The sequence below is a fragment of the Coprococcus sp. OM06-34AC genome, assembly GCF_003462545.1.
Taxonomy (GTDB): Bacteria; Bacillota; Clostridia; order Lachnospirales; family Lachnospiraceae; genus Coprococcus; species Coprococcus aceti.
The window spans coordinates 509461-534782 of the sequence record NZ_QTZF01000002.1; the positions used below are offsets into that span (position 1 = coordinate 509461).

The window sequence follows — 25322 nt, forward strand, 5'->3', positions numbered from 1 at the left end:
TGACATTTTCTATGGAACGGTCTCCCGGTGGAGGCCGTTCTTTCATATTATTAATTTTTCCCCTGTCTCGTTGTTTTTCTCCCCCCAGTATAATAAAATTATTATAATACCATATGCAAGGAGGGATTCTATGAAAAAGATGCTTAGATTTTTACTGGTTTTCGCGGCAATGCTCTGTATGACATGCTTCACAGCATTTGCAGAAGATACCGACGATCCAGACACATACTATCTGGAGTTGGATGCAGCAGGAGGACAGTTATCAGGGGAGACTTCCACTGTGATAAGCAGCCCATCAGCAGAATTTACGACTGTTGACCTGTCAAAGTACAAGCCGGAGAAAGACGGCTTTACATTCACCGGATGGTACAACGACAAGACAAAGGTCACCAGCATTGACACATCATACTTCCAGTCTACAAACCGTATAAAGCTGACAGCGATGTACACCAAGGACAGCTTCTCCGGTTCAGGGCTCACCTTCACACTGAATGCAAATGGAGGCAAGCTCGGAGATGCGGACAGCGGAACATATGACTTTGATGTAGCAGGATCAGGATATGGCGTGGCACTGAACGACTACCCACCGACCCGTGAGGGCTATGAGTTCAAGGGCTGGAACACGAAGTCCGACGGATCAGGCAAGACCGTGAACATCATATACACCTCTTCCTTTGAGAAGGCGGCAGATAACGGATATGAGTATTCCGATACTGATGACTCATCGGCTAAAAGAAACCTGGTATTTTATGCGATGTGGAAATCAGACTCTGCTCCTACAGGCACCATCAGCATGGGCGATAAGAGCTGGAACGGTCTCCAGGATGTATCATCATTTGAGCAGTATTACAACAAGGCCCAGAAGGTTACCATCACCTGTGACAACAACTCCGACCCTTCCATCACAGTCGGCTACCTGATAAGCGACTCAGCTCTGTCATCGGACGATCTGGGTGCAGCAACATTTACCGAGTATAAGAAAGCATTTTCCATAAAGGACGAGGGCAAATATGTTGTATACGCAAAGCTTTCATCAGAGGACGGCAAAACAACATACTTATCCACAGATGGTTTCATCATCGACACACACGCGCCAAAGGTCACAGGAATCGCCGACGGAGAGACTTACTGCCTGTCAGCCGTGATGACCGTGAAGGAATCCCATCTGGCAAAGGTCACAGTGAACGGCGAGGAGAAACCCCTTGACGACGATCACTCACTTGCTCTGGAAGCCACAGATGGTGAGCAGACCATCATCGTATCCGACAAGGCGGGAAATGAAACCAAATTGACTGTAACAGTAAACAAGAAACACACCGCAGAAACCGACGACGGTGACTGCACGACACCTCAGAAATGCCGCTACTGCGGTGAGATCGTCGTGGAGGGCAAGAGCAGCCACGACCTCGGCAACTGGACAAGTGATGGCAACGGCAAAACCCACTCCCGCAAGTGCAAGAACAAGGGCTGTGGATATAAGGTCATCCAGGACTGCTCCGGCGGAACCGCAACCTGCCAGAAGAAGGCAGTGTGCTCTGTGTGCGGCAAGAGCTACGGCAAACTCAGCACAACGAACCACACAGACCTTAAGAAAACTGATTATGTAGCAGCAACCACCTCCAGCAAGGGCAATATAGAATACTGGTATTGCTCAGCCTGCAAGAAATATTTCAGCAACAAGGGCTGTACAAAGGAGATAAGCAAGGCTGACACAGTCATCGACAAGGCAGCACCCGAGATCATCGGCGGCAAGGGAAGCAAATGGAGCAAGGCCAGCAAGAACACTATCAAGTTCAGATCGAACGCTGAGTACGCTGACTTTGTCTGTGTCCTCATAGATGACAAGGAACTTGACCCTTCATATTACAACAAGAAAGAGGGAAGCATCATAATCGAGCTCAAGACGAGCTATCTTGAATCCCTCTCGGTCGGAAGCCACACCATAACCATCAGATCCAAGACCGGAGATGCTGTGACAACATTTACAGTGTCCAAGAAGAAGACTTCCACAACCACACAGACAACTACCAGAGCCACAACCGAGGCGACAACGGCAAGTACGACCGAGGTCACCACAGAGTATAGAAATACATTTACCCCTGTGACGACCGAGGCGACCACAACTGAGATATCCACGATAGAGCGTACCACAACCGAGACGACCACTGAGGTCACAACAGAAAAGAGCACACTCACCGTGGGCAGCTACTCTTCCACTGATAAGAGTAAGAGTAAGGTACATAACCTTCAGCTCATAATCCTTATAACAGTGCTTGCGACCATTCTAATCTCGTTTGTGATAATCATAATTTCAGGTATGAAGAAGAAATAATACCGAAAAGTTCAATAAGGCAGCACGTCAGAATAGTCAGCGGCATAGACTGAAGGTAGGTAACAGCATGAACATAAGAAACGACCGTGGCATCCATAAAAGACATCGCCCAGAGCGTCGGACCCATTCTTTACAGAACTGCTGCATGTCATAGAGAGTGAGATCCACAAGAACGGATGCATCCTGTCCAAGGCATGGTATCGGTCCATCTTCTCCGACGACAGGAGATGCAGGTATGAGAACGTGGATTCTGTAATCCGCAGGATGTGCGAGGAAGCCCAGTACACAACTCCGATGCTGACCACCGTGGAGATATCCAAGACGGACATGGGGCATTTCGCCCTGCAGCTTCTAATGGACAGCCTCAAGGGCGGTCACAAGGGAGTCGCAAGAATTGAGTTCCAGTGCAAGCTCATCAAGAGAGATAGCTGCACACTGGCAGAAGACAGCAAATGGTGCGAATATTACATTTAATATCCGCACCATTTGTCGTCTGTTCACGTATCCATGTCCATATATTCAGTTTCTGTATTCAATATCTGTATCCAGCAGTTGTCCTTCTCGTGACTACTCTGTCGTATCATCTGTAGTCGTATCTCCCGTAGTCATAACTGTTCCGCCGAGATACCACTCTCCATCCTTCTCATAACAAATGATATCCATGTCCAGATCATACGGTGAAGTCTGACCCTGGAATGTCATCATTATCGTTCCGGTAACCGGAATGACATAACCCTTTGATATACCTGCTTCCTTCTGGGTCTTTCCATATACAGTGCTGCTGACTGCCGCCAGATCGCCGGACTCTGCCACATGCCCATCACCCATGGTATAGCTGACTGTATATTCTATATTATTTTCCTTATAAGTCTGGAACACAGTGACCAGATCCTTTGACGAATCGCTGTCTATGGTATCAGGATCCATAACACTCTCCACCTTGTCAAGATCCGCCTCCTCAAGACCCTCCATGTAGGTCTTTATCAGTTCCTCGCTCTCTGATTTTCCGGTCATATTTTTTTTGACAACTATGTATATCACCACTACTATCACTGCTAACACGATCGCACCAAGCGCTATAAACAGCTTCTTTTTGCCTTCTTTTCTGCTCTCCTCCATAAGCTGTATATCACGCTCGTCCAGCTCCATATCATCCATTCCGCTTCCGCCTACATAATTCTTAGTTTCATTTTTTCCCATAGTAAATAACTCCTATACTGTTTTGATATTACACAGTATAACACAGCATAAGCATCAATTAATTACTCAAATACAGGAATTAATACATTTAGTAATTGTGCAATTTTCACTATAACTTTGTTGTGTTTTAAAGTCTTTTATTATATAATCAGAGTGTATGGCTGACTTTAAGGGAGAATTTAGCACAAGTCGATACAAAAGCGGCTTCAGGGGGGCTGGCATAGCCATCTGGAAGCCTTCACAAAACATTGGAAGGAAGGTATATGCTACATGAAATTTGGTTATTTTGATGATGCCAACAAGGAGTATGTCATCACATCTCCTAGAACTCCTTATCCTTGGATCAACTACCTTGGAACACAGGATTTCTTTTCACTGATCTCCAACACTGCAGGAGGTTACAGCTTCTACAAGGACGCTCGTCTTCGTAGAATCACAAGATATCGTTATAACAACGTGCCTATAGATATGGGCGGACGTTATTTCTATATCAACGACAATGGTACAATATGGAATCCGGGATGGTCACCGGTAAAGACAGAGCTTGACGAGTATCAGTGCCGTCATGGTATGGGATATACAATCATCACAGGTAAGAAGAATGACCTTAAGGCTGAGGTTACTTTCTTTGTTCCTCAGAACTACGCTGGAGAGGTTCAGCAGGTCGTTCTTACAAATGAAGGCTCAGAGGAGAAGACATTCTCATTCTTCTCATTTGAGGAGTGGTGTCTCTGGGATGCACAGGATGACTGCACCAACTTCCAGAGAAACTTCAGTACAGGTCGTGTAGAGGTTGTCGGATCAACTATCTACCACAAGACAGAGTACAGAGACAGACGTGACCACTTCGCATTCTACACAGTGAATGACGAGATCGATGGTTACGATACAGACAGAGATTCATTCATCGGACTTTACAACGGCTTCCACAACCCACAGGCTGTTGAGGCTGGCAAGTCAAATGATTCATTTGCTGATGGATGGTCGCCTATCGCTTCACACTACAAGAAGATCACTCTTGCTCCAGGCGAGACAAAGACTCTTGTATTTATACTTGGATATGTTGAGATGCCTGTTGACCAGAAGTTCGAGGCAGACGGCAAGACTATCAATAAGGTAAAGGCTCTCGAGATGATCGAGAAGTACAACACTCCTGAGAAGGTTGCTGCAGGTCTTGAGGAGCTCAAGGAGCACTGGAACAGACTGTTGAGCATTCTCAACGTTAACACACCTGATGACAAGGTTAACCGTATGGTCAACATCTGGAATCAGTATCAGTGTATGGTTACATTCAACCTTTCACGTTCAGCTTCATACTTCGAGTCAGGTATCGGCCGTGGTATGGGATTCCGTGATTCCAACCAGGATGTGCTTGGATTTGTTCATCAGATCCCTGATCGTGCAAGAGAGAGAATCATCGATATAGCTTCAACACAGTTCCCAGACGGTGGATGCTACCATCAGTACCAGCCACTTACCAAGAAGGGTAACGCAGATATCGGTGGAGACTTCTCAGATGATCCATTATGGCTGATCCTTTCAGTTTCAGCTTATATCAAGGAGACTGGCGACTGGGGCATCCTTGACGAGATGGTTCCATATGACAACGATATGTCAATTGCAAAGCCTATGCTTGACCACCTCAAGGTTTCATTCTACAAGATCGTGAACAACCTTGGACCACACGGACTTCCACTTGCAATGAGAGCTGACTGGAACGATTGTATCAACCTTTCATGCTTCTCAGATACACCAGGTGAGAGCTTCCAGACATACACCAACCCTAAGTTTGCTGCTGAGGGTGGATACTCAAAGGTTGCTGAGTCAGTTATGGTTGCTACACTCTTCACATATGCAGGTCCTAACTACGTTGCTATCCTTAAGCACCTTGGAATGGACGCTGAGGCTGATGCTGCTCAGGCTGAGATCGACAAGATGAAGGCCAACATCATGGAGTCAGCATGGGACGGCGACTGGTTCCTCAGAGCTTACGATGCAAACGGTGAGAAGATGGGATCCAAGGAGTGCGAGGAAGGTCAGATCTTCATCGAGCCACAGGGATTCGCTATCATGTCAGACATCGGTAAGGATCAGGGCTGCGACAAGAAGACTCTTGCTGCAATCGATGAGCGACTTAATACACAGCACGGACTTGTACTCAACAACCCAGCATTTACAAAGTATTACATCCAGTATGGTGAGATTTCTACATACCCAGGTGGATACAAGGAGAATGCCGGAATCTTCACACATAACAATGCATGGATCATCTGTGCTGCTGCTTACGCAGGTGCCGGTGATCAGGCATTTAAGTACTACTCAGAGATAGCTCCAGCTTTCACTGAGGAGACATCAGATATACACAAGACTGAGCCATATGTATACGGCCAGATGATCGGTGGTAAGGATGCCGGATCTGATATCGGCAAGCCGGGCAACCACTTCGGTCAGGGTAAGAACTCATGGCTGACTGGTACTGCTGCTTGGAACATGGTAGCTATATCACAGTACATCCTTGGTATCTCAGCAGACTTCGATGGTCTGAAGATCGATCCATCAATTCCTGCTGCATGGGATGGAATGACAGCTACACGTCAGTTCCGTGGTGCTACATACGACATCAAGGTTTCTAACCCAGATCACATCAACAAGGGCGTTAAGAGCGTACTCGTTGATGGCAACGCTATCGAGGGCAACGTTATCCCAGCATTTGGCGATGGCAAGACTCACTCAGTAGAGGTTGTAATGGGCTAATATAGACCGTGGATTATAAAGCACATTTAAGAAAATATACGTAAGTATATAGTGCAAAAGCCCCACAATATCTATTTTAGATATTGTGGGGCTTTTTTGTTTATATGGCCTATCTTCTTCATCCCGCCACGGGATTGTCGCCAAACACTGTGTTGTCCTCGTAAAAGATACAAATTAGCAACCTGTCCAACCCTACCTCTACTGTATAAGCAGCATCGGATCCACAGGATTGCCGTCCTTCTCGACTGCAAAATAGAGATTGCTTCCTTCCTCGCTGTAGAATCTGCTTGGCTCGCCAACGGTTCCCACTACCTGGCCGGCATCCAGATGCTCGCCAAGTGCAACCTTCACATCCTGAAGCTGTCCAAGTGTCACGGTGTAGCCGTCTCCAAGCTCAAGCTTGACGTAATTGCCCAGCTCTGGGTTGCTTGAGACCTCCGCTACCTTACTCTCATATACAGCCTTGACCTCATCGCCCGTCTGCGCCTCAATTACCATTGCAGGGCTGCACTTGTATTCCTTGAGTGTCTCAAAATACACTGTCGTATCCATGCTGTAAGGAATTATCACATTGCCATTTATAGGCCATGATATGCTATCCTTTGGATCGTAATGCAGGCTGTCATTTGAAACTCCTGAAGCTCCAGTCTCAGCACTCTCACTCTCCGCTGTGGATGCAGTGGAATTCTCTATGGTATTATCCGTCTCAATATCTTTCTGCTCTGATGTACCTTCATCCGACACTCCGCTGTTCTTATCATTTTTCTTATCGTTCAAAGCTTCCTTCGCATCGGCTTCCGTCGTACTGTCATTCGGCGTATTCTGTCCTATTGTTATGGTCTTCTCCTTTGAATTGGTCTGTGCGTTATAAAGTCCGAGCACTGTCACAAGCACTGCCATGCCTGTGATGAGCGAGATATAAAATATATTCTTCTTTATGCCGCCCAAAAATTTCTTCATATTCATCACCTCATCTGTATCATGTCCACTTATTGGCACTTATATACAGATGATTTGAATGTGTAAATATTTTTTATCAACCTTTATTTTGCAATCTCTATTCCAGTATAATAATACCTGAGGATCTGATCATACTTCTCTCCATTTTCCGCCAATACAGACGCCCCATACAGTGACATTCCCAGAGAATCTCCAACGCCCACCGTTATGATCCTGTATCCATCCTTAACCTTATCTATGTGTATATTCGTCGAGGCAAGTCCCAGTTGTTCTTTGAAAACATCAGCCTCCAGCTCGCTCCCAAATACATTTATGGTCTGTGCAAATCCAGATTCTGTGGCTGTCATAACCTTGACCTCATCCGTCATATTGTCAGCGTCTATCCATTTTCTGAATATCTTCTGAAGCCTGTCCCCGCTGTATATCTCAGTGGTCGAAAAGTCCTCCGCCATCTGATCCACATCACTTGCCACCTGCCTGAGATACGGTATGTCATGCCCATATATTTCCTGTGCACTCACAGTATGCCCTGTACTTATCATATGATACGCCGGAAGTATTATCTCTCCACCGTATTTCATAACCTGTCCACCGGTCGCATACACCGCCTTCTCCGCCCTTCTCATTATCCCGGAGCACTCGCCTCCCCATTTCTTCTTGAGCTGCGATTCCGTATATCTTATCTCCCGGAGCTGGGATTCATTTATAAGATTCTTTGTCTGCCCCTGTGTGGCGGAATTTCTGTCATTTTCATCCATCTGGTAATAGATTCCGGTCCTAACCACAACTGCGACCGCCTTGAGCATTTCATCGCTCCATTTGTCACTCATCATTCCCGCCAGCGTCGATGCTGTATACTCTTCCACATCCACGAGGGAATACTCCCCATTATCATAAATACACACATTGCGTCCGCTTTTTGCCGATCCGTCAGTGTCATCTCCCCCAACCGCCTTGTCGTATATTCCTGATATTATGTAAGCAAGTGCCATAGCACACGCAATCCCTATAATGATCGTCTTTGCATTCCTCATTTCACCCTCCCGCATTTTTATACCTCTTATATATATATCGTTTTTACACTGCTCATATACCCTTTTTACTGAGAAATCTTAACGCAAATTTTAGTCGTATCGTTTATTGACAAATGCAACCTGACATAATATGATAATAGCGTATTCAAGATTAACGGTTCGATTGCTATATAAGGTAAGCTTTTCTTTGGAGTATTCTCTATAAGGTATATTGTAGTGTTTTCATTGAGTACAAATTTTCATTTTTAGGAGGTACTCGTGATGAAGAACGGTACAGTTAAGTGGTTCAACGGAGAAAAGGGTTATGGATTCATCTCAGATGATGAGACAGGAAAGGACGTATTTGTTCATTTTTCAGCAATCAACTCTGATGGATATAAGACTCTTAACGAGGGACAGAAGGTTACATTTGACGTAGAGGCTGATCCTAAGGACGCTTCTAAGGAGAGAGCAACTAACGTAACAGTTGTAGCTTAATTCACATATAACCATTAACACAAGAACAGGCGCTATACAGATCTTTGATCTATATAGCGCCTGTTTTTTATTGCTTGTTAATATCACGGTTTCCTCACGGCTTCCCGTTACGCCCTGCTTCCGAGAGCCTTCTTGCGGGCTCTGTATTTCGCTCTGATATAACGGCCTGCCTCAGACAGTTCACTCGTCTTCCACCGGCTCGTCTTGCTCGTCCACGACGCCAGGAGGGATGCCGATTCATTCTTGTTGCTGAGACTCCAGCAGAAATAGCTGACATTCGCCTTGTTGAGTCTGGTCAGCCATTTGCCGGTGTAGGCTTTGCTTATGCCTCCATCGCCGCTTGCCGCGGACATTCCGAACTCTGTGACTATGACCGCTATCCCCTTCTTCCTTGCGTATGCAAGCTTCGCAGGAAGATACCGGTTGTGGCTCCACTCATTTGCATAGAAATGGAGTGAGTACATTATATTCTTGTAGCCCTTGATAGGGTTATCCGCAACCTCATTGTGTGTGCCATCCGAACCGAGCTGGGACCATGTCGGCGTTCCCACTACGATGATCGCCTTCTTGTCATACTTTCTTATGACCTTTATGACCTGGGACGCATATCGCTTGACGGTCTTCCAGTCGCAGCCATTTGGCTCATTGCATATCTCATAAATGATATTTTTCTGTTTCTTATACTTCTTCGCCATAGTTGCAAAGAATCTTCTTGCCTCTGCAACCTGTGTCATAGGATTCCCGTCGTTGAGTATGTGCCAGTCGATGATCACATACATGCCGAGGTCGGTCGCATATTTCACGCCCTTGTATATCTGATTTCGAAGTGCCGCTTTGCTGCCGCCCGCGCAATAGCCGTTGTATTCAGATGTATACATGGCAAGTCTTACCGCATTAACTCCCCAGTCGTCTCTCAGAGTCTTGAACGCCGCCTTGTTCACATAAGGATATCCCACATCCCAGTTGATACCGTGTGTGCTGATTCCCCTGAGCTGGAATTTCTTGCCTTTGGCATCCACCAGATCTGCCCCCTTCACAGACAGTCTTCCATGTGTCGCCACCGGCGTCTTTACCTTCGTAGCTGCAAATGCATCACAGTTCGGCTGTACTGCAACCGCTGTAAATATCATTGCAAATGCGAGCAGCAGAGCCGTGAGTCTGTGTCTCAATTTTCTACCTTTCATATGTTTATAACCCCCTTTTCATCACAACGTAACATATATATCTATCATAACATAGGCGCGGATGTATTAACAGATACAAAATAAAAACGGACACCATACGATCCTTACCATATGATGTCCGTCCTTTATTTTGTTATTTCATTCTATCTGATAATTACTTATCAAGGGAAACCTTAACCTTCTTAAGCTTCCAGATCTCCTTTGCATACTCCTCGATAGTTCTGTCTGATGAGAACTTTCCAGCACATGCTGTGTTGAGCATAGCCATCTTTGCCCAGCCCTTCTCATCCTGGTATGCCTTATCAACCTTCTGCTGAGCCTCTGCATATGAATCGAAGTCCTTAAGGATGAAGTATACATCTTCCTTTGTGAGAGAATCATAGAGATCTCTGAATCTGTCCGGATCATCCGATGCATAAGTACCATCGATAAGCTGTGTGAGAACTCTTCTTACAGCCTGATTGTTATTGTAGATATCCATTGGGTTGTAGCCGCCCTCGCGCTCATACTTCATAACCTCTTCTGCTGAAAGTCCGAAGATAAATGCGTTCTCGATGCCAACTTCCTCAACGATCTCTACATTTGCTCCATCCATGGTTCCAAGTGTAGGTGCACCGTTCAGCATGAACTTCATGTTACCTGTACCTGAAGCCTCTCTTGAAGCTGTTGAGATCTGCTCTGATACATCTGCTGCTGCGAAGATGATCTCGGCATTGGATACTCTGTAGTTCTCTATAAATACAACCTTGATCTTGCCTTCGATTGAAGCATCGTTGTTGACAACATCTGCAACTGAGTTGATGAGCTTGATGATAAGCTTAGCTCTCTTATATCCTGCTGATGCCTTTGCTCCAAAGATGAATGTTCTTGGGTACATATCGAATTCTGGCTCTGTCTTCAGTCTGTTATACAGATGCATAACATGAAGGATGTTCAGAAGCTGTCTCTTGTACTCATGAAGTCTCTTAACCTGTACATCGAAGATTGAACGAGGATCTACATCCACATTGTTGTGCTCCTTGATGTACTTTGCAAGACGGATCTTGTTCTGGTACTTGATGTTCATAAACTCATGCTGGCACTTCTCATCGTTCACATATACCTTAAGCTTCTTAAGGTGTGAAAGATTGGTTATCCACTCGTCACCGATCTTGTCTGTGATCCAGTTTGCAAGAAGTGGGTTAGCATGAAGCAGGAAACGTCTCTGAGTGATACCATTTGTCTTGTTGTTGAACTGCTCTGGTCTCATCTCATAGAAGTCCTTAAGCTCTCTCTCCTCAAGGATCTTGGTATGAAGAGCTGCAACACCGTTTACTGAGTAAGAACCTGCAATTGCAAGATGAGCCATCTTAACCTGGCCATCGTACAGAACTGCCATATTCTTAACCTTATCCTGGTTGCCTGGATACATCTCCTGGATCTTGAGAACGAATCTTCTGTTGATCTCCTCAACGATCTGGTAGATACGTGGAAGCAGTCTTGAGAACAGCTCGATAGGCCACTTCTCAAGTGCCTCTGCCATGATCGTATGGTTGGTGTATGCACATGTTCTTGTTGTAATATCCCATGCGTCATCCCACTCAAGGCCTTCCTCATCCATGAGGATTCTCATGAGCTCGGCAACTGCTACTGTTGGATGTGTATCATTCATCTGGAATGTTACCTTCTCTGGCAGCTTGTGGATGTCCTTGTTGAGCTCCTTGAACTTGAGGATTGCTCTCTGAACTGAAGCTGAGATGAAGAAATACTGCTGTCTCAGTCTGAGCTCCTTACCTGCGTAGTGATTGTCATTTGGATAGAGAACCTCAACGATAGTCTTTGCAAGGTTCTGCTGCTCTACTGCCTTCTCATACTCACCCTTGTCAAATGAGTCAAGGCAGAACTCCTGGATTGCCTCAGCATCCCAGATTCTAAGTGTATTTACAACGTTGTTGCCATAACCGATGACTGGAAGGTCATAAGGTACGGCACGAACTGACTGATATCCATCCTGTATAAAGTAGTTTCTGCCATTCTTGTTCTCAACTCTGACATATCCACCGAACTTAACTTCAACAGCGTACTCTGAACGCTTAACCTCGAATGGGTTGCCATCCTTGAGCCAGTCATCCGGCATCTCAACCTGATATCCATCCTTGATACCCTGCTTGAACATACCATACTTGTATCTGATACCACAACCGTATGCAGGATAACCAAGTGTTGCCAATGAATCAAGGAAACAAGCTGCAAGACGTCCGAGACCGCCATTACCCAGAGCGGCATCAGGCTCCTGATCCTCTATAAAGTTCAGGTCAAATCCTAACTCGTCAAGTGCTTCCTTAACTGCATCGTAGTAAGTCAAGTTGATAAGATTGTTACCGAGTGCTCTACCCATAAGGAACTCCATAGACAGATAATAAACTGTCTTGACGTTCTTCTTCTCATACTCCTTGTGTGTAGCAATCCATCTGTCAATGATGTCGTCCTTTACTGCGTAGCTGACTGCCTGGAATACCTGCTGTGGAGTAGCCTCCTCGATAGGCTTGCGGAAAAGGGTCTTTACGTTAGTAATGACTTCCTTCTTGAAGCCTTCCTTATCGAAATCTGCTAACATCTTCATCTGATTCATTCCCTCCTTGGATAAATAGATATAATTTTTTCCATTTTCACTGTTTCATTCTATCATCAACCTTTTTTTTTAACAATACATGAGAAAAAATTTGTTAAATAACACTATAAAATTAGACTATGGTCAAATAGAATTTGCAGTTTTTTTACATAAAAGGCGATAAATGTCTGATAATATCGAGATTAATCGGGGGTTCTAGCGTTTTCAATGATTACCAGAATATTGTAAATGCACCACGTATACGATATAAAACCCCTGGGAGAGGCAACTCCCAGGGGTTTTATATCTAACTTCGTCCGTATCCACTCGGCATGCAGCACACGCAAGGCATACCGCCCATGCAGCACGACATGAGAGCACATATGGTACAAAGGTTGTTGCAAAACTTTCCGCCGGTCGGCATATCCATTCCATACCCGGCACCTCTGTCCATGTACCACTGACGGCCGCTCTTGATGGACTCATATGCCTGACGGTATTCCTGATTGCCCGGCTCAAGCTCCATTGCACGCTTCAGCATCTCCATGGCTCTTATCTGATTGCCAAGTCCGGCGTTGCACACGCCACTGTAATAGTGCCACTTGGCATCGTGATTCTCTATCTGATTGAGGACGTTCTTCGCCTCCTCATAGCTTCCGCTGTTCATATAGTTCTTCGCGGCCTGAAAATATCTGGAATCTTTATCATTCGGATCGTAGTCATTCTGTCTCTGATAGCCACCGAAACCAAATGGGCCAAATCCTCCGAAACCGCCAAATGGATCATCATACTGTCCGTAGCCTCCTGACGAACCGCCGTAAGAACTTCCACCATACGGACCATATGAACCGCCAGATCCATAACCGCCGCCGTAGCCCTGCGAGCTTCCAGTTCCATACCCACCAGCACCACCGTAACTTGCACGGTCAGCCTCGCCGCTCACTATGGACTTGTAAGCCTGCTGTATCTCCTTGAACTTTTCCTCAGCCTCATCCTTGTGAGGATTGTTGATATTCGCATCCGGATGATACTTCCGGCTCAGCCTTCTATATGCTTTTTTTACTTCTTCTTCGCTGGCACCTCTTTTGAGTCCCAGCACCTCGTAAGGATCTTTCATAATTTATTCCTCATCGCCGCATCTTCTATTTGTAGTCGAATAATATGCTTCCCATATTCCTGAGTATATTATGTTCCTGAGTATACCTACATTTTCAATAATAGGAAGCATCTCATACTCTTTTGCAAGTGGTGCCACCATCATCATCAGAACATCCTTCGTCCACTCTGCAAGCTCCTGCCATTTGTCCTGTTCTATGGTTTTATCTGCCCCCACTGATTGTACCTCAACACCCAGCTCATGCGCAAGCCTGCACACGAATGGATTGTAATTTCCAGCACCTATATCCTTCTCTATATCGTCATACGCGTCCATTATGTAGACAAATTTGCCCAGATAATAGCCTATGGTGCGGAGATATGATTCCCACTCATCATGTTTCGGGGCACATATCTCTGCCATTATATTGCCGAAATGCCCTGACAATGCATCCATGTCATCGGATCCCACCTCCTCAAGCTCACTTATCGCCTTGAGGTTCTCCGCAATAACCTGGATCTTCTGTTGATAATCTTCCTTGAGCCTCCTGCCATTTTGTCCTGCGAGCAGTACATCCGCATACAGCTTTCGGGTAAGCATATGCTCATCATCCCAGTCATCTATACATTTATAATAGGTAAGGATCACGTTCATATCAGCAACATAATCTGTGTACTCGTTCTGTACATAAGTATGCTTCGATGTCGGGTGTGCGATGCATCTTCTGCTGCCCGAGTGCTTCTCCGGTTCGTACAGTCCCGTCAGAAGAAGGACCAGAAATGTCATATCATAGCTGAGACTTATCTGTCCTCTGGCACCATATCTGTCCTTCAGCGATTTGCACAGGCCGCAATAATACTTACGGTATTCATCATATTCTTTCATCTTAAGCTCAGGCTGGTTCACCACTATATATCCAAACATCTCTCAATCTCCACACTATATTCCAACATAAGACTTTATCCGTCTGCGCTGTTACTAAGACTTCTTCACAAATCTGTTGCCGCACTTAGGGCATCTGATCTCTATCTTGCCCTTTCCTCTTGGCACTCTGATCATCTGCTGGCATTTGCTGCAGACAAATATCTTGTATTCCTTGCCGGCTTCCTTCTGTTTCTTCGCGCGCTTGAATATATTCCTCACGCCCGCGGTATGCTCCATGAACCATCTGTTCTGCGCCGCGCGCTTGTCATAGTTCTTGGACATGATCCTGACATATCCATATATGAACATGAGAAGTCCAAGGAAATAAAATATCCCTGTCTTGATAAATGCATCCAGCACCATAAAAATCAATCCGCCCCAGGTAAGGAATGATGACAACTGATCGTTGCCGTACCTGGATCTCATAAATCTTATAAATTTGTCTTTCATAATTCACCATTCTCCTCGCAAATTCTTACATTGTCTCCAGCTTCTCTGCGGATTCCTGAAGCTGCCTGTAGGCTTCCTTCATCCTGCCCATCTCCACATCATCTACATGATTCATGTCAGTTCGTGTCACAAGCTTCTTCAGATACTCGCAGTCGCTCTTGATCCGTTTCATCTCCTTCTTGTCAAGCTGTGCGCCCCTGGTCTCAAGAAGATTCTCTACCTTATATACATACGACTCGGCCTCGTTCATAATGTCTTTGAACTCCCTGGCTCCAGCCACGTCATCCTCGTACTTCTTCGCATCCTCCCTTGCTCTGCGGATCTCCTCCTCCGAAAGGTTGGTGCTGGATGTGATCACTATCTGCTGTTCCACGCCCCTGCCAAGATCCTTAGCTGAAACCTTGAGGATACCATTTGCATCCATGTCAAATGTGACCTCGATCTGAGGAACGCCCGCCATGGCTCTCTTGATACCGCTGAGCCTGAAGTTGCCTAGCAGCTTGTTGTCCCTTGTGAAATGTCTCTCGCCCTGGTACACCTTGATCTCGACATCCCTCTGGAAATTGCCCGCCGTGGTAAATATCTTTGATGCCCTGGTCGGAATGGCAGAATTTCTCGGAATGATGACATTTGCCACGCCTCCAAGGGTCTCAATGGACAACGAAAGAGGTGTCACATCCATGAGGAGAATGTCATTCACCTTGTTCGACACAGTGAGCTCGCCGCTGAGCTTGCTTCCCTGGACCGCCGCACCCATGGCAACGCACTCGTCCGGGTTCATATTCTTGGATGGTTCCCTGCCGGTTATGGCACGTACCTTATCCACAACCGCCGGTATACGGGTGGAGCCACCCACCAGCAGCACTTTGTCTATCTGATTTCTCGTTATGCCCGCATCGGATAATGCCTGGTTTACAGGTCCCGCCGTTCTCTCCACCAGATCATAGGTTAGCTCGTTGAACTGTTCCCTTGTTATAGTCATATCCAGATGCACCGGCTGATTCTTCACTGTCGATATAAATGGCAGATTGATGTGTGCAGTCTGCGCAAATGAGAGCTCCTTCTTGGCATTCTCACAGGCTTCCCTCACTCTCTGGGATGCCGTGATATCCTTCGCCAGATTGACCTTTGTCTCCTTTTTAAAGGTCTTGATGACGTAGTCCAGCAGCCTCTCATCAAAATCATCTCCGCCTAGATGATTGTCTCCCGCGGTGGCAAGAACCTCTATGACGCTGTCCCCTATCTCTATAACAGACACGTCAAATGTTCCTCCGCCCAGATCGTATACAAGTATCTTCTGCGCCTGTCCATTGTCAAGACCATAGGCGAGAGCCGCCGATGTAGGCTCATTTATGATTCGAAGCACATTCAGTCCCGCTATTCTTCCGGCATCCTTTGTGGCCTGTCTCTGGCTGTCGTCAAAGTAAGCCGGAACTGTTATGACTGCATCAGATACCGGTCCGCCCAGATAACTCTCAGCATCGCTCTTCAGCTTTGCAAGTATGATGGCAGATATCTCCTGCGGCGAATAATCCTTGCCGTCTATCCTCTTTCTGTATGTTGTTCCCATCGCTCTCTTGATGGATGTGATAGTTCTGTCCACATTCACAGTCATCTGTCTCCTGGCAGCCTCACCCACCAGTCTCTCTCCATTCTTTGTGATGGCTACTATGGAAGGTGTGGTCCTGCCGCCCTCCGAATTCGGTATGACAGTTGGCTGATCGCCCTCAAGCACTGCCACACAGCTGTTTGTTGTTCCCAGGTCTATTCCTATTACTCTGCTCATATATGTCAACCTCTCTGTTATGGTATTCTGATCCACTCATGGGGACGGAGGGGACAGGCACCTCCGTCCCCATCTATCGTATATAATAACCATCACTTATGAACATAATTTGGACAAAAAATAAAGTAAGTATAAAGTTAGGTTAAGAGAGTATAAAAAAAGAGGACGGAGGTACCTGACCCCTCCGTCCCCGGACTTAATATTCTACTTTGATGCCTTCTCTGCCTTGATAACCGCCTGGAATTCCTTCATATCCTTTGCGATCTCTCCGCTTAATGCCAGCAGACAGATAAGGTTCGGAATCGCCATGAGCGCATTCGCTATATCTGAGAAGTTCCATACAAGATCCAGTGATATCGTCGCGCCTACGTATACAACGAGCGAGAACCCTATCCTGTATATCATATTGTACTTGTGTGACTTGAACAGATACTCAAATGCCTTCTCTCCGTGATACTCCCATCCAAGGATCGTGGAGAATGCGAAGAGCACAATTCCTATAGTTACGAGCCAGCCTCCCACCTTGCCAAGTGCAGAGCCAAATGACAGTATCGTGAGAGCTGCACCTTTTATAACAGTTGAGCAGGCAAATGTTCCATCCTCAGCAAATGTATAATGGTTTCCGGCTGCATCAGTCCATGTACCGGTAAGACTTCCTATGGCTGCCTGACTCTCCTCCACCGCAAGCTCACTTGCAAGCTTTGTATTCTCATCCTTGTTGAGTTCGTCGGATGGAAGAACTGAAAGCGTCAGGGTATTTGACGAATTGGCTGTATCTGTCAAAATGAGCTGGTCATCTGTGAATTCATATGTATAATCCGTTGTGGTAGTCTTGTTGTCGGAATCAACAGCCTCCACAGTAACCTCCGTTCCGCTCACCTGATAGCTGCCCTTTGTGCTGTTCTCCGTGATTCCAAGCACACCCGATGATGCAATACAGAGACCTGTGATGGTACATACTACTATGGTATCCCAGAATGTACCTGTCATATTGATGTAACCCTGACGGACAGGATTGTCTGTTGTGGCAGCTGCCGCTGTGATGGCCGCCGAGCCCATTCCGGCTTCATTTGAGAATACTCCTCTGGCAACACCGAATCTCATGGCGTTCATCATAGCTGCTGTGATCGTACCACACAGACCGCCACCGACTGCCTTGACTGAGAATGCCATCTTGAATATCATAACAACTCCTGCCGGAAGATTCTGGATATTGATGATTATTACAATAAGTCCGGCTACAACATAGAATATCGCCATCAAAGGAACAACAACTGATGACACCTTAGATATAGTCTTGATTCCTCCAACTATTATAAGAAGGGCAAAAACCGTAAGTATGATTCCTGTCACATATGTAGGCACGCTGAATGTGCTGCTAAGAGATTCAGATATGGAATTGGCCTGTGTCATATTTCCTATTCCAAATGAGGCGATGACTGCAAAGAGTGCGAACAGCCAGCCCAGCATTGCGCCGAACTTCTTATGCTTGAATGCTTTCTTCATAGTGTACATAGGACCGCCGCTCATCTCGCCCTTGGCATTCACCTCACGGTACTTGATAGCAAGCATACACTCTGAGAACTTGGATGTCAGTCCAAATGCTGCGGATATCCACATCCACACCAGTGCTCCCGGACCTCCCGATACCATGGCCGTTGCAACACCAACGATATTTCCCGTTCCTATGGTTGCAGCAAGCGCGGTGGTCAGTGCCGAAAATGGTGACACGTCTCCGGTTCCTCTGCTCTTTGTCCTTGCCTCCTTGCTAAGTGTACTCTTCAGCGCATAGCCGAGATTCCTCCAGGGAAGAAACCCTGTTCTGATCGTCAGAAATATTCCCGTTCCAACCAGAAGCACCAGCATGACCGGTCCCCAGACAAATCCATCCACCGCCGACACGATCTCATTTAACTTTTCCATACAACCGCCTCCTCTTTCCAGGTTATCCATATCATCCGACCCGGCACTCCCCTCATTTTTGTCCCGAATCAGTTTATATACCCGTAAATTTACTGTATTTTTGCCACAAAGTCCAGAGTATTGTGGTGTTATGGTTATTTTCCTTTATTAATTAAGTTATGTGGGCGGTTGGCAAAATATTATGTGGTGTGGTGGTCATTTAAAATTCACCGTTATCGGACATATCTCCGCCTTGGTTCCAACCCGCATATCTGGGCCAAACACGCCGACTCCTGATGTCACTATGTTGTGCATGCCGTCAACATTCAGGTAACCGCAGGAATTTTCCCACATCATCGCCACAAGGATGTTGCCTGGGAACATTTGTCCGTCATGGGTGTGTCCACACAGGTCCATATCCACACCTGCCGACGACAGCTCCTCCAGCTCCTTTGGCTCATGATCAAGGATTATGATAGGTTTTGATTTGTCCATATTTTTCGTGATCTCGTCTGCGGATACTCTGTCTGTGACTCCATTTCCCGGTCTGTGGGCATCGCGGCGGCCATAGATGTATATGGAATCGTTTATCAGCACTCCCTCGTCACGAAGAAGAGTGATTCCCGCTTTCTCCATAAACTCGTCCATCTCCGGACTGCTGGTCTTCTCCTTCTGTCCGCCAAATGTAAATCCGGCAAGCACCTGCTCCTGTATGTCGTGGTTACCATAGCATGCATACACTCCATACTTTGATTTGATCCCCCGGAGTATTTTCTCAAGCTCCTCCGGCTGGTCAACGGCTTCCCATTCGTTGTCAAATATATCACCCGCTATCAGCACCAGATCTGCGTCCTGCTTATTTATGGAATTCACTATTCTTTGAACCTGCCTGACGCCTATGTTGTATCCAAGATGAAGATCTGCAACCAGCACTATCTTCATGGAATCCATCTTCTGACCATTCTCATCCCGTGCTTCCTTATTGATGGTCACATCATAAGGCGTCACCCGCACAAGTCTCGCATTTACCACTCCCCAGAATGATATACACATGATGAGTGTTGCGCACGCACAGCCTACTATCCTGCGAATCCGCGGCACACATATCTTATCTTTGCTCACTCTGAATACATGAAGCAGTAGGAATCTTCCAAGCTCGGCTATCACTATGAAGAATATCATATAAAGCAGAACACCCAGCCAGTAATTTCCCACCAGCTTCATGCCACGTTTGAACCTTCCCTGTGGCAGGAAGAATGCGATCACCAGCGCCGACGCCAGAAATGCATATAGCACTATCGGGACTATCCAGCCCTTCTTGCCTTTGAGTTTCGGGAAATATGCCTGTACCCAGCCCTTTATTCTCCAGAACAAATATATATTTAACGCTATGTAAAAAGGTGCAATGAAAATTGCTATCATCTTTTTTCTCCTTTGTTTTTCTGACTGGCCAATATACATATTGACGGCAGTCCTTTGTACGATTTATTCATACAATAATATACTCCCAACACCACACATACACAAACTTAATAAATCGTAATTCCACCGTCATCCCCTAATATCCAAATATATTTAAAGAAAGTACAAAATTTTCCTAAATCACATAAAAATAGCCCGAAAGATACAAAATCTTTAAGATTTGTACCTTTCGAGCCGTATTCTCTTGATCAGGGATATTTTTTCCAAAATGCCTGTTTTAAACCCTAATATTATATCCCTTAGTCGTTCTTCTTCACTCCAAGAGTTACCTTCTCACCGTTGATGTTCCACTCTTTGGTGTATCCGTCAACCGAGCCGGTTATGATCTCTGTTGCCATAACGTCGCCGATGATGGCATCCGCATTTGCTGCGATGATGTCATTTGCCTTCTGGCTTCCGTCAGCGTATACAGTGATCTTGTCCATAACCTCGAATCCAGCCTCTTTTCTCATAGTCTGAACCTTGGATACTATCTCACGGACAAATCCTTCCTCAAGAAGCTCCTCTGACAGATTTGTGTCGATAACTACTGTCACACCGCCGTCTGCCTCAGATACGAAACCGTCCATCTGAGCCATGTCGATCAGAAGATCAGCCTCAGTGAGTACGATCTCCTCTCCGTCTGCCTCAAACTTCAGAGCGCCCTCTGCCTTGAGCTCTGCCATGGCTGCGTTGCCATCCAGTGCTGACAGATGCTCCTTGATCTTACCAAGGTGCTTACCGTACTTAGGTCCGACTGTACGAAGCTGTGGCTTGAAGCTGTATGTTGTGTAAGCGCTTACATCATCATCGAACTCAACGTTCTTCACGTTCAGCTCATCCTCGATGATAGCCTTCTCCTCACCGAAAAGCTTCTTGTCAGCCTTGACATACATCTTGCCGATTGGCTGTCTGTTCTTGATATTTGCTGTATTTCTTGCTGCACGTCCCAGAACTACGATCTTCAGGATCTCGTCCATAGCTACCTCGAGCTCTGGATCGATCATCTTCTCATCCACCTCAGGGAATGAGCACAGATGAACTGAGAGAGGTGCATCCTTGTCTATATTTCTAACCAGATTCTGGTAAATATCCTCTGCCATGAATGGGAGCATAGGAGCTACTGTCTGTGCTATAGTAACGAGCGCTGTGTAAAGTGTCATGTAAGCATTTACCTTGTCCTGCTCCATGCCCTTTGCCCAGTATCTCTCACGGCCACGACGGACATACCAGTTACTCATGTCATCCACAAACTCCTCGAGAACTCTTGTTGTCTCAGGGATCTTGTATGCGCCAAGGTTTGCGTCAACTGCCTTGACTGTTGAGTTCAGCTTGGACAGAAGCCACTTATCCATAAGTGACAGCTTGTCGTACTCTAGCTCATGCTCAAGTGGATTGAAGTTGTCTATATTTGCATAGAGTACATAGAACGCATATGTGTTCCACAGTGTACCCATGAACTTTCTCTGACACTCAACAACCGCATCCTCATGGAATCTGTTAGGAAGCCATGGTGCTGAATTGCTGTAGAAGTACCATCTGATGGCATCTGCACCGTACTTGTTCAGAGCATCCATAGGATCTACCGCATTTCCCTTGGATTTACTCATCTTCTGTCCGTCCTTATCCTGGACATGTCCGAGAACGATTACGTTCTTGAACGGAGCCTTGTCGAACAGCAGTGTTGAGATCGCCATAAGTGAGTAGAACCATCCTCTTGTCTGGTCAACAGCCTCACTGATGAAATCAGCAGGGAAGTGCTTCTCAAATATATCCTGATTCTCAAATGGATAGTGCCACTGTGCAAATGGCATTGATCCTGAATCGAACCAGCAGTCGATAACCTCTGTAACTCTGTGCATCTGCTTGCCACACTCAGGACACTTGATAGTTACAGCGTCGATGAACGGACGGTGAAGCTCGATGTTCTCAGGGCAGTTGTCACTCATTGAGCGGAGCTCTTCCTTTGATCCGATGGCATGTCTGCAGCCGCACTCACACTCCCAGATGTTCAGCGGAGTACCCCAGTAACGATTTCTTGAAAGTCCCCAGTCCTGAACATTCTTCAGCCAGTCGCCGAAACGACCCTTACCGATGCTCTCCGGGATCCAGTTTACAGTGTCATTATTCTTAACCAGCTTGTCTCTGACTGCTGTCATCTTGATGAACCATGTATCTCTTGCGTAGTAGATAAGTGGTGTGTCACATCTCCAGCAGTGTGGATACTCATGCTCGAACTTAGGCGCATCGAAGAGAAGTCCCCTTGCGTCCAGATCCTTGAGTACCTCAGGGTCTGCATCCTTTACGAACATTCCGGCAAATGGAGTCTCCTCAGTGAGGTCACCCTTGCCATCTACAAACTGTACAAATGGAAGATCGTAGTTTCTTCCGACATTTGCATCGTCCTCACCAAATGCAGGTGCGATATGAACGATACCGGTACCATCTGTCATAGTTACATAAGTGTCACATGTGATGAAGTGGCCCTTCTTGTGCTGCTTCTCACATACAGGCTTTACGCACTCATAGAGTGGCTCATACTCCTTGTACTCAAGATCCTTACCGACATATGTCTCAAGAACCTCGTATGCAGGAACTGCTGCCTGATCGTCTGCTGCTTCCTTTGCAAGACCGCCGAGAACCTTGTCTGCAAGTGCCTGTGCAAGATAATATGTGTAGCCGTCTGCTGCCTTAACCTTCACGTATGTCTCATCTGGATTTACACAGAGTGCTACGTTTGAAGGAAGTGTCCAAGGTGTTGTTGTCCATGCGAGGAAATATGCATCCTCTCCAATAACCTTGAATCTTACTACTGCTGAACGCTCCTTGACTGTCTTGTATCCCTGTGCAACCTCATGGCTTGAAAGAGGTGTACCACATCTTGGGCAGTAAGGCACGATCTTGAAGCCCTTGTACAGAAGTCCCTGATCCCAGATCTTCTTCAGCGCCCACCACTCTGACTCGATGAAGTCATCATGGTATGTTACATATGGGTTGTCCATATCAGCCCAGAAACCTACCTTGCCTGAGAACTCTTCCCACATGCCTTTATATTTCCATACGGACTCCTTACATTTCTGGATAAATGGCTCCAGTCCGTACTCCTCTATCTGCTCCTTACCGTCGATTCCCAAGAGCTTTTCAACCTCGAGCTCAACAGGCAGACCGTGTGTATCCCATCCGGCCTTTCTGACTACGTTATGTCCCTTCATTGTCTGATATCTAGGGATCATATCCTTGATTACACGTGTGAGAACGTGTCCGATATGTGGCTTACCATTTGCTGTTGGAGGGCCATCGTAGAATGTGTATGTTGGCAGATCCTTTGTCTCTTCAACACTCTTCTCAAATACCTGATTTTCTTTCCAGAAGTCCAATACCTTCTGCTCTCTGTTTACGAATTCCAGTTTAGTCGAAACCTTGTCGTACATGTCGTCTTTCCTTTCTGTGATAAATATAAAAAAGCCCTTCGTCGTAATCAGGACGAAGGGCTTTGAGTTCGTTATACCACCTATTACTTACATACTAACATATGCGCTCCCCTTAACGCAGGAAATACGTCAGAGCCTACTTGAGCAAATCTCTTTTGGTCTGCAACTCCAGAGTGATATTCCGAAAGTCTCTACTGTCACCGGGCTCGCACCGCCCCCGGCTCGCTGCTGATCTCGCAGACTCCGTACTGTCTCTGTCATCGTTTTTAACTTATATGATCCAGAAAACCGCCTGTATAAGCCATTTCTGAACCTATCCATTCATTAGTATAGCAAGTATTTGTGGTTTGTCAATCGCAATATGCGCAAATACTTTACTATTCTACTTCTTTATAACCACATTCTTTGTTGTGCTCCATGCCGAATAGTATGTCACTCTGCCGGACTTTCTGTATACGATATATCCACCAGCTCCATTATTAAGATACATATAAAAATTTCTTACGTTTTTTATATTATCACCATGCATATACAAATGCAATTTGTTTTTTATGCATATTTACTACAAAACACGTTCGCATTTATCTAATATATACAAAAATCTCATGGACTGAGAAATCAATCCTCAATCCATGAGATTTATTTTCTAATATACGTAGAGATCATAGTCTACAAGATACCACTTACCGCCAGTCTTTATAACTGTGTATATGATCTCGCCATCTGATTCGTCAGTAGATCCTTTTATCTTGACATCAAGGTCCACCTCGTAGCACTTGTCAACCGTCATGTCGACATCCAGCATGTCAAATGTATCATTTACATCCTTAAGCTTATCCTCGTCATATTCCTTCTCTGATCGGTCCTCGACCTTGATACTCTTGACCTTGCCTACCTCATCTACCATGTCGCTGACCTGCTCGTTGAATGTATCCTTGACATAGTCATCACTGCCTGTATAGCTTCTTATTCTGTTATACAGCTTGTAATATTCCTTGTCCATCAGATCAACCATGGCATCGGCATCGCCTTTTTCATAGGCTGTCACCAGCTTGTCTCCGACCTTCTTGGCACTTCTCTCACCGGAACCACCCGCCAGGATCAGAACAACGACTATTATCGCGATCAGGACTGCCGCTGCGATTCCTCCTATTATTGCTATAAGCTTCTTGTTCACCTTTTTACCCGGCTCCATAACACCCGGAGTCATGCCCGGCTGCTGGCTGTACTGTGGCTGCCCATACTGTGGCTGCCCAAATCCTCCATACTGTCCACCTGTCGACTGGACATTTCCACCAAACTGCTGACCCTGACCGTACTGCGGCTGACCATACTGTGGCTGTCCAAATCCTCCATACTGTCCACCTGTCGACTGGACATTTCCACCAAACTGCTGACCCTGACCGTACTGCGGCTGACCATACTGTGGCTGTCCAAATCCTCCATACTGTCCACCTGTCGACTGGACATTTCCACCAAACTGCTGACCCTGACCGTACTGCGGCTGACCATACTGTGGCTGTCCAAATCCTCCATACTGTCCGCCCATCGGCTGTCCAAATCCACCCGGCTGCTGATTCTGCTGTGGCTGACCCGGGTTCGGCTGCCCTTGTGCACTGTTCTGCACCGGAGAAAATGCGCTCACTCCCGGAGTCGTGAGGACAGTAGTTCCCTCGTCCTCATCGTCGTCCATATCATTAAATCCATTTACGTTATTCTCGTCCATATTTCTCTCCTTATT

At 46.1% G+C, this 25322-nt stretch carries 17 protein-coding genes; 4 read left to right on the forward strand and 13 right to left on the reverse strand.

The window, feature by feature from the left end; genetic code table 11:
* Positions 1-130 precede the first annotated feature (130 nt).
* Together DXB91_RS05490 and DXB91_RS05495 are read left to right on the forward strand one after the other, a co-directional pair.
* Complete coding sequence (locus DXB91_RS05490) at positions 131-2332, forward strand: InlB B-repeat-containing protein (RefSeq protein WP_118017017.1); 2202 nt, start codon at positions 131-133, stop codon at positions 2330-2332.
* Positions 2333-2575: 243 nt separating this feature from the next.
* Positions 2576-2806, forward strand: coding sequence for a substrate-binding domain-containing protein (locus tag DXB91_RS05495; protein ID WP_242992646.1), 231 nt, complete (start codon positions 2576-2578; stop codon positions 2804-2806).
* 93 nt (positions 2807-2899) lie between these two features.
* Here the strand turns inward: DXB91_RS05495 and DXB91_RS05500 are convergent, their stop codons facing one another.
* A complete protein-coding gene (locus DXB91_RS05500) occupies positions 2900-3532 on the reverse strand; it encodes a nuclear transport factor 2 family protein (RefSeq protein ID WP_117549985.1) in 633 nt (210 codons plus the stop codon).
* 270 nt (positions 3533-3802) lie between these two features.
* Between DXB91_RS05500 and DXB91_RS05505 the strand changes: the two genes are divergently transcribed.
* Complete coding sequence (locus tag DXB91_RS05505; RefSeq protein WP_055145855.1) at positions 3803-6286, forward strand: GH36-type glycosyl hydrolase domain-containing protein; 2484 nt, start codon at positions 3803-3805, stop codon at positions 6284-6286.
* A gap of 198 nt (positions 6287-6484) precedes the next feature.
* Here DXB91_RS05505 and DXB91_RS05510 read toward each other — a convergent pair whose 3' ends face one another.
* Positions 6485-7246, reverse strand: a complete 762-nt coding sequence (locus DXB91_RS05510; RefSeq protein WP_055145858.1) for a M23 family metallopeptidase — start codon at positions 7244-7246, stop codon at positions 6485-6487.
* A gap of 83 nt (positions 7247-7329) precedes the next feature.
* Complete coding sequence (locus tag DXB91_RS05515; RefSeq protein WP_243002908.1) at positions 7330-8280, reverse strand: SpoIID/LytB domain-containing protein; 951 nt, start codon at positions 8278-8280, stop codon at positions 7330-7332.
* Positions 8281-8541: 261 nt separating this feature from the next.
* Here DXB91_RS05515 and DXB91_RS05520 point away from each other — a divergent pair, with 261 nt between their 5' ends.
* Positions 8542-8757: a cold-shock protein gene (locus DXB91_RS05520; RefSeq protein WP_015534471.1), complete on the forward strand. Its 216-nt coding sequence runs from the start codon at positions 8542-8544 to the stop codon at positions 8755-8757.
* A 107-nt stretch (positions 8758-8864) separates the two neighbouring features.
* Here the strand turns inward: DXB91_RS05520 and DXB91_RS05525 are convergent, their stop codons facing one another.
* From DXB91_RS05525 to DXB91_RS14270, 10 genes are all read right to left on the reverse strand, one after another.
* Positions 8865-9941, reverse strand: a complete 1077-nt coding sequence (locus DXB91_RS05525; RefSeq protein ID WP_055145864.1) for a glycoside hydrolase family 5 protein — start codon at positions 9939-9941, stop codon at positions 8865-8867.
* Between the two features lie 154 nt (positions 9942-10095).
* A complete protein-coding gene (locus DXB91_RS05530; protein WP_055146369.1) occupies positions 10096-12537 on the reverse strand; it encodes a glycogen/starch/alpha-glucan phosphorylase in 2442 nt (813 codons plus the stop codon).
* 301 nt (positions 12538-12838) lie between these two features.
* Positions 12839-13648: a J domain-containing protein gene (locus DXB91_RS14545; RefSeq protein ID WP_015534468.1), complete on the reverse strand. Its 810-nt coding sequence runs from the start codon at positions 13646-13648 to the stop codon at positions 12839-12841.
* Positions 13649-13651: 3 nt separating this feature from the next.
* Complete coding sequence (locus DXB91_RS05540) at positions 13652-14551, reverse strand: DUF5685 family protein (RefSeq protein ID WP_118017018.1); 900 nt, start codon at positions 14549-14551, stop codon at positions 13652-13654.
* A 54-nt stretch (positions 14552-14605) separates the two neighbouring features.
* On the reverse strand, positions 14606-15001 hold the full coding sequence (locus tag DXB91_RS05545) for a hypothetical protein (protein ID WP_015534466.1): 396 nt from the start codon (positions 14999-15001) through the stop codon (positions 14606-14608).
* Between the two features lie 25 nt (positions 15002-15026).
* Complete coding sequence (gene dnaK, locus DXB91_RS05550; protein ID WP_118017097.1) at positions 15027-16787, reverse strand: molecular chaperone DnaK; 1761 nt, start codon at positions 16785-16787, stop codon at positions 15027-15029.
* Positions 16788-16991: 204 nt separating this feature from the next.
* Positions 16992-18710 carry an alanine/glycine:cation symporter family protein gene (locus DXB91_RS05555; RefSeq protein WP_118017019.1) on the reverse strand — a complete coding sequence of 573 codons (1719 nt, stop codon included), beginning with the start codon at positions 18708-18710 and terminating at the stop codon, positions 16992-16994.
* A 195-nt stretch (positions 18711-18905) separates the two neighbouring features.
* Complete coding sequence (locus tag DXB91_RS05560; RefSeq protein ID WP_118017020.1) at positions 18906-20111, reverse strand: metallophosphoesterase; 1206 nt, start codon at positions 20109-20111, stop codon at positions 18906-18908.
* A 299-nt stretch (positions 20112-20410) separates the two neighbouring features.
* Complete coding sequence (gene ileS, locus DXB91_RS05565; protein WP_022058402.1) at positions 20411-23581, reverse strand: isoleucine--tRNA ligase; 3171 nt, start codon at positions 23579-23581, stop codon at positions 20411-20413.
* Positions 23582-24227: 646 nt separating this feature from the next.
* Entirely contained in the window at positions 24228-25307 is a 1080-nt protein-coding gene (locus DXB91_RS14270) for a hypothetical protein (RefSeq protein WP_199414256.1), read from the reverse strand.
* Positions 25308-25322 lie beyond the last annotated feature (15 nt).

What these genes read in the sequence shown, in the direction of transcription:
- DXB91_RS05555 (WP_118017019.1), bottom strand. Translation starts at nt 18,710, where the DNA reads ATGGAAAAGTTAAATGAGATCGTGTCGGCGGTGGATGGATTTGTCTGG.
- DXB91_RS05505 (WP_055145855.1), top strand. Translation starts at nt 3,803, where the DNA reads ATGAAATTTGGTTATTTTGATGATGCCAACAAGGAGTATGTCATCACA.
- DXB91_RS05520 (WP_015534471.1), top strand. Translation starts at nt 8,542, where the DNA reads ATGAAGAACGGTACAGTTAAGTGGTTCAACGGAGAAAAGGGTTATGGA.
- DXB91_RS05510 (WP_055145858.1), bottom strand. Translation starts at nt 7,246, where the DNA reads ATGAAGAAATTTTTGGGCGGCATAAAGAAGAATATATTTTATATCTCG.
- DXB91_RS14545 (WP_015534468.1), bottom strand. Translation starts at nt 13,648, where the DNA reads ATGAAAGATCCTTACGAGGTGCTGGGACTCAAAAGAGGTGCCAGCGAA.
- DXB91_RS05515 (WP_243002908.1), bottom strand. Translation starts at nt 8,280, where the DNA reads ATGAGGAATGCAAAGACGATCATTATAGGGATTGCGTGTGCTATGGCA.
- ileS (WP_022058402.1), bottom strand. Translation starts at nt 23,581, where the DNA reads ATGTACGACAAGGTTTCGACTAAACTGGAATTCGTAAACAGAGAGCAG.
- DXB91_RS05540 (WP_118017018.1), bottom strand. Translation starts at nt 14,551, where the DNA reads ATGTTTGGATATATAGTGGTGAACCAGCCTGAGCTTAAGATGAAAGAA.
- DXB91_RS05530 (WP_055146369.1), bottom strand. Translation starts at nt 12,537, where the DNA reads ATGTTAGCAGATTTCGATAAGGAAGGCTTCAAGAAGGAAGTCATTACT.
- DXB91_RS05525 (WP_055145864.1), bottom strand. Translation starts at nt 9,941, where the DNA reads ATGAAAGGTAGAAAATTGAGACACAGACTCACGGCTCTGCTGCTCGCA.
- dnaK (WP_118017097.1), bottom strand. Translation starts at nt 16,787, where the DNA reads ATGAGCAGAGTAATAGGAATAGACCTGGGAACAACAAACAGCTGTGTG.
- DXB91_RS05545 (WP_015534466.1), bottom strand. Translation starts at nt 15,001, where the DNA reads ATGAAAGACAAATTTATAAGATTTATGAGATCCAGGTACGGCAACGAT.
- DXB91_RS05560 (WP_118017020.1), bottom strand. Translation starts at nt 20,111, where the DNA reads ATGATAGCAATTTTCATTGCACCTTTTTACATAGCGTTAAATATATAT.
- DXB91_RS05490 (WP_118017017.1), top strand. Translation starts at nt 131, where the DNA reads ATGAAAAAGATGCTTAGATTTTTACTGGTTTTCGCGGCAATGCTCTGT.
- DXB91_RS05500 (WP_117549985.1), bottom strand. Translation starts at nt 3,532, where the DNA reads ATGGGAAAAAATGAAACTAAGAATTATGTAGGCGGAAGCGGAATGGAT.
- DXB91_RS14270 (WP_199414256.1), bottom strand. Translation starts at nt 25,307, where the DNA reads ATGGACGAGAATAACGTAAATGGATTTAATGATATGGACGACGATGAG.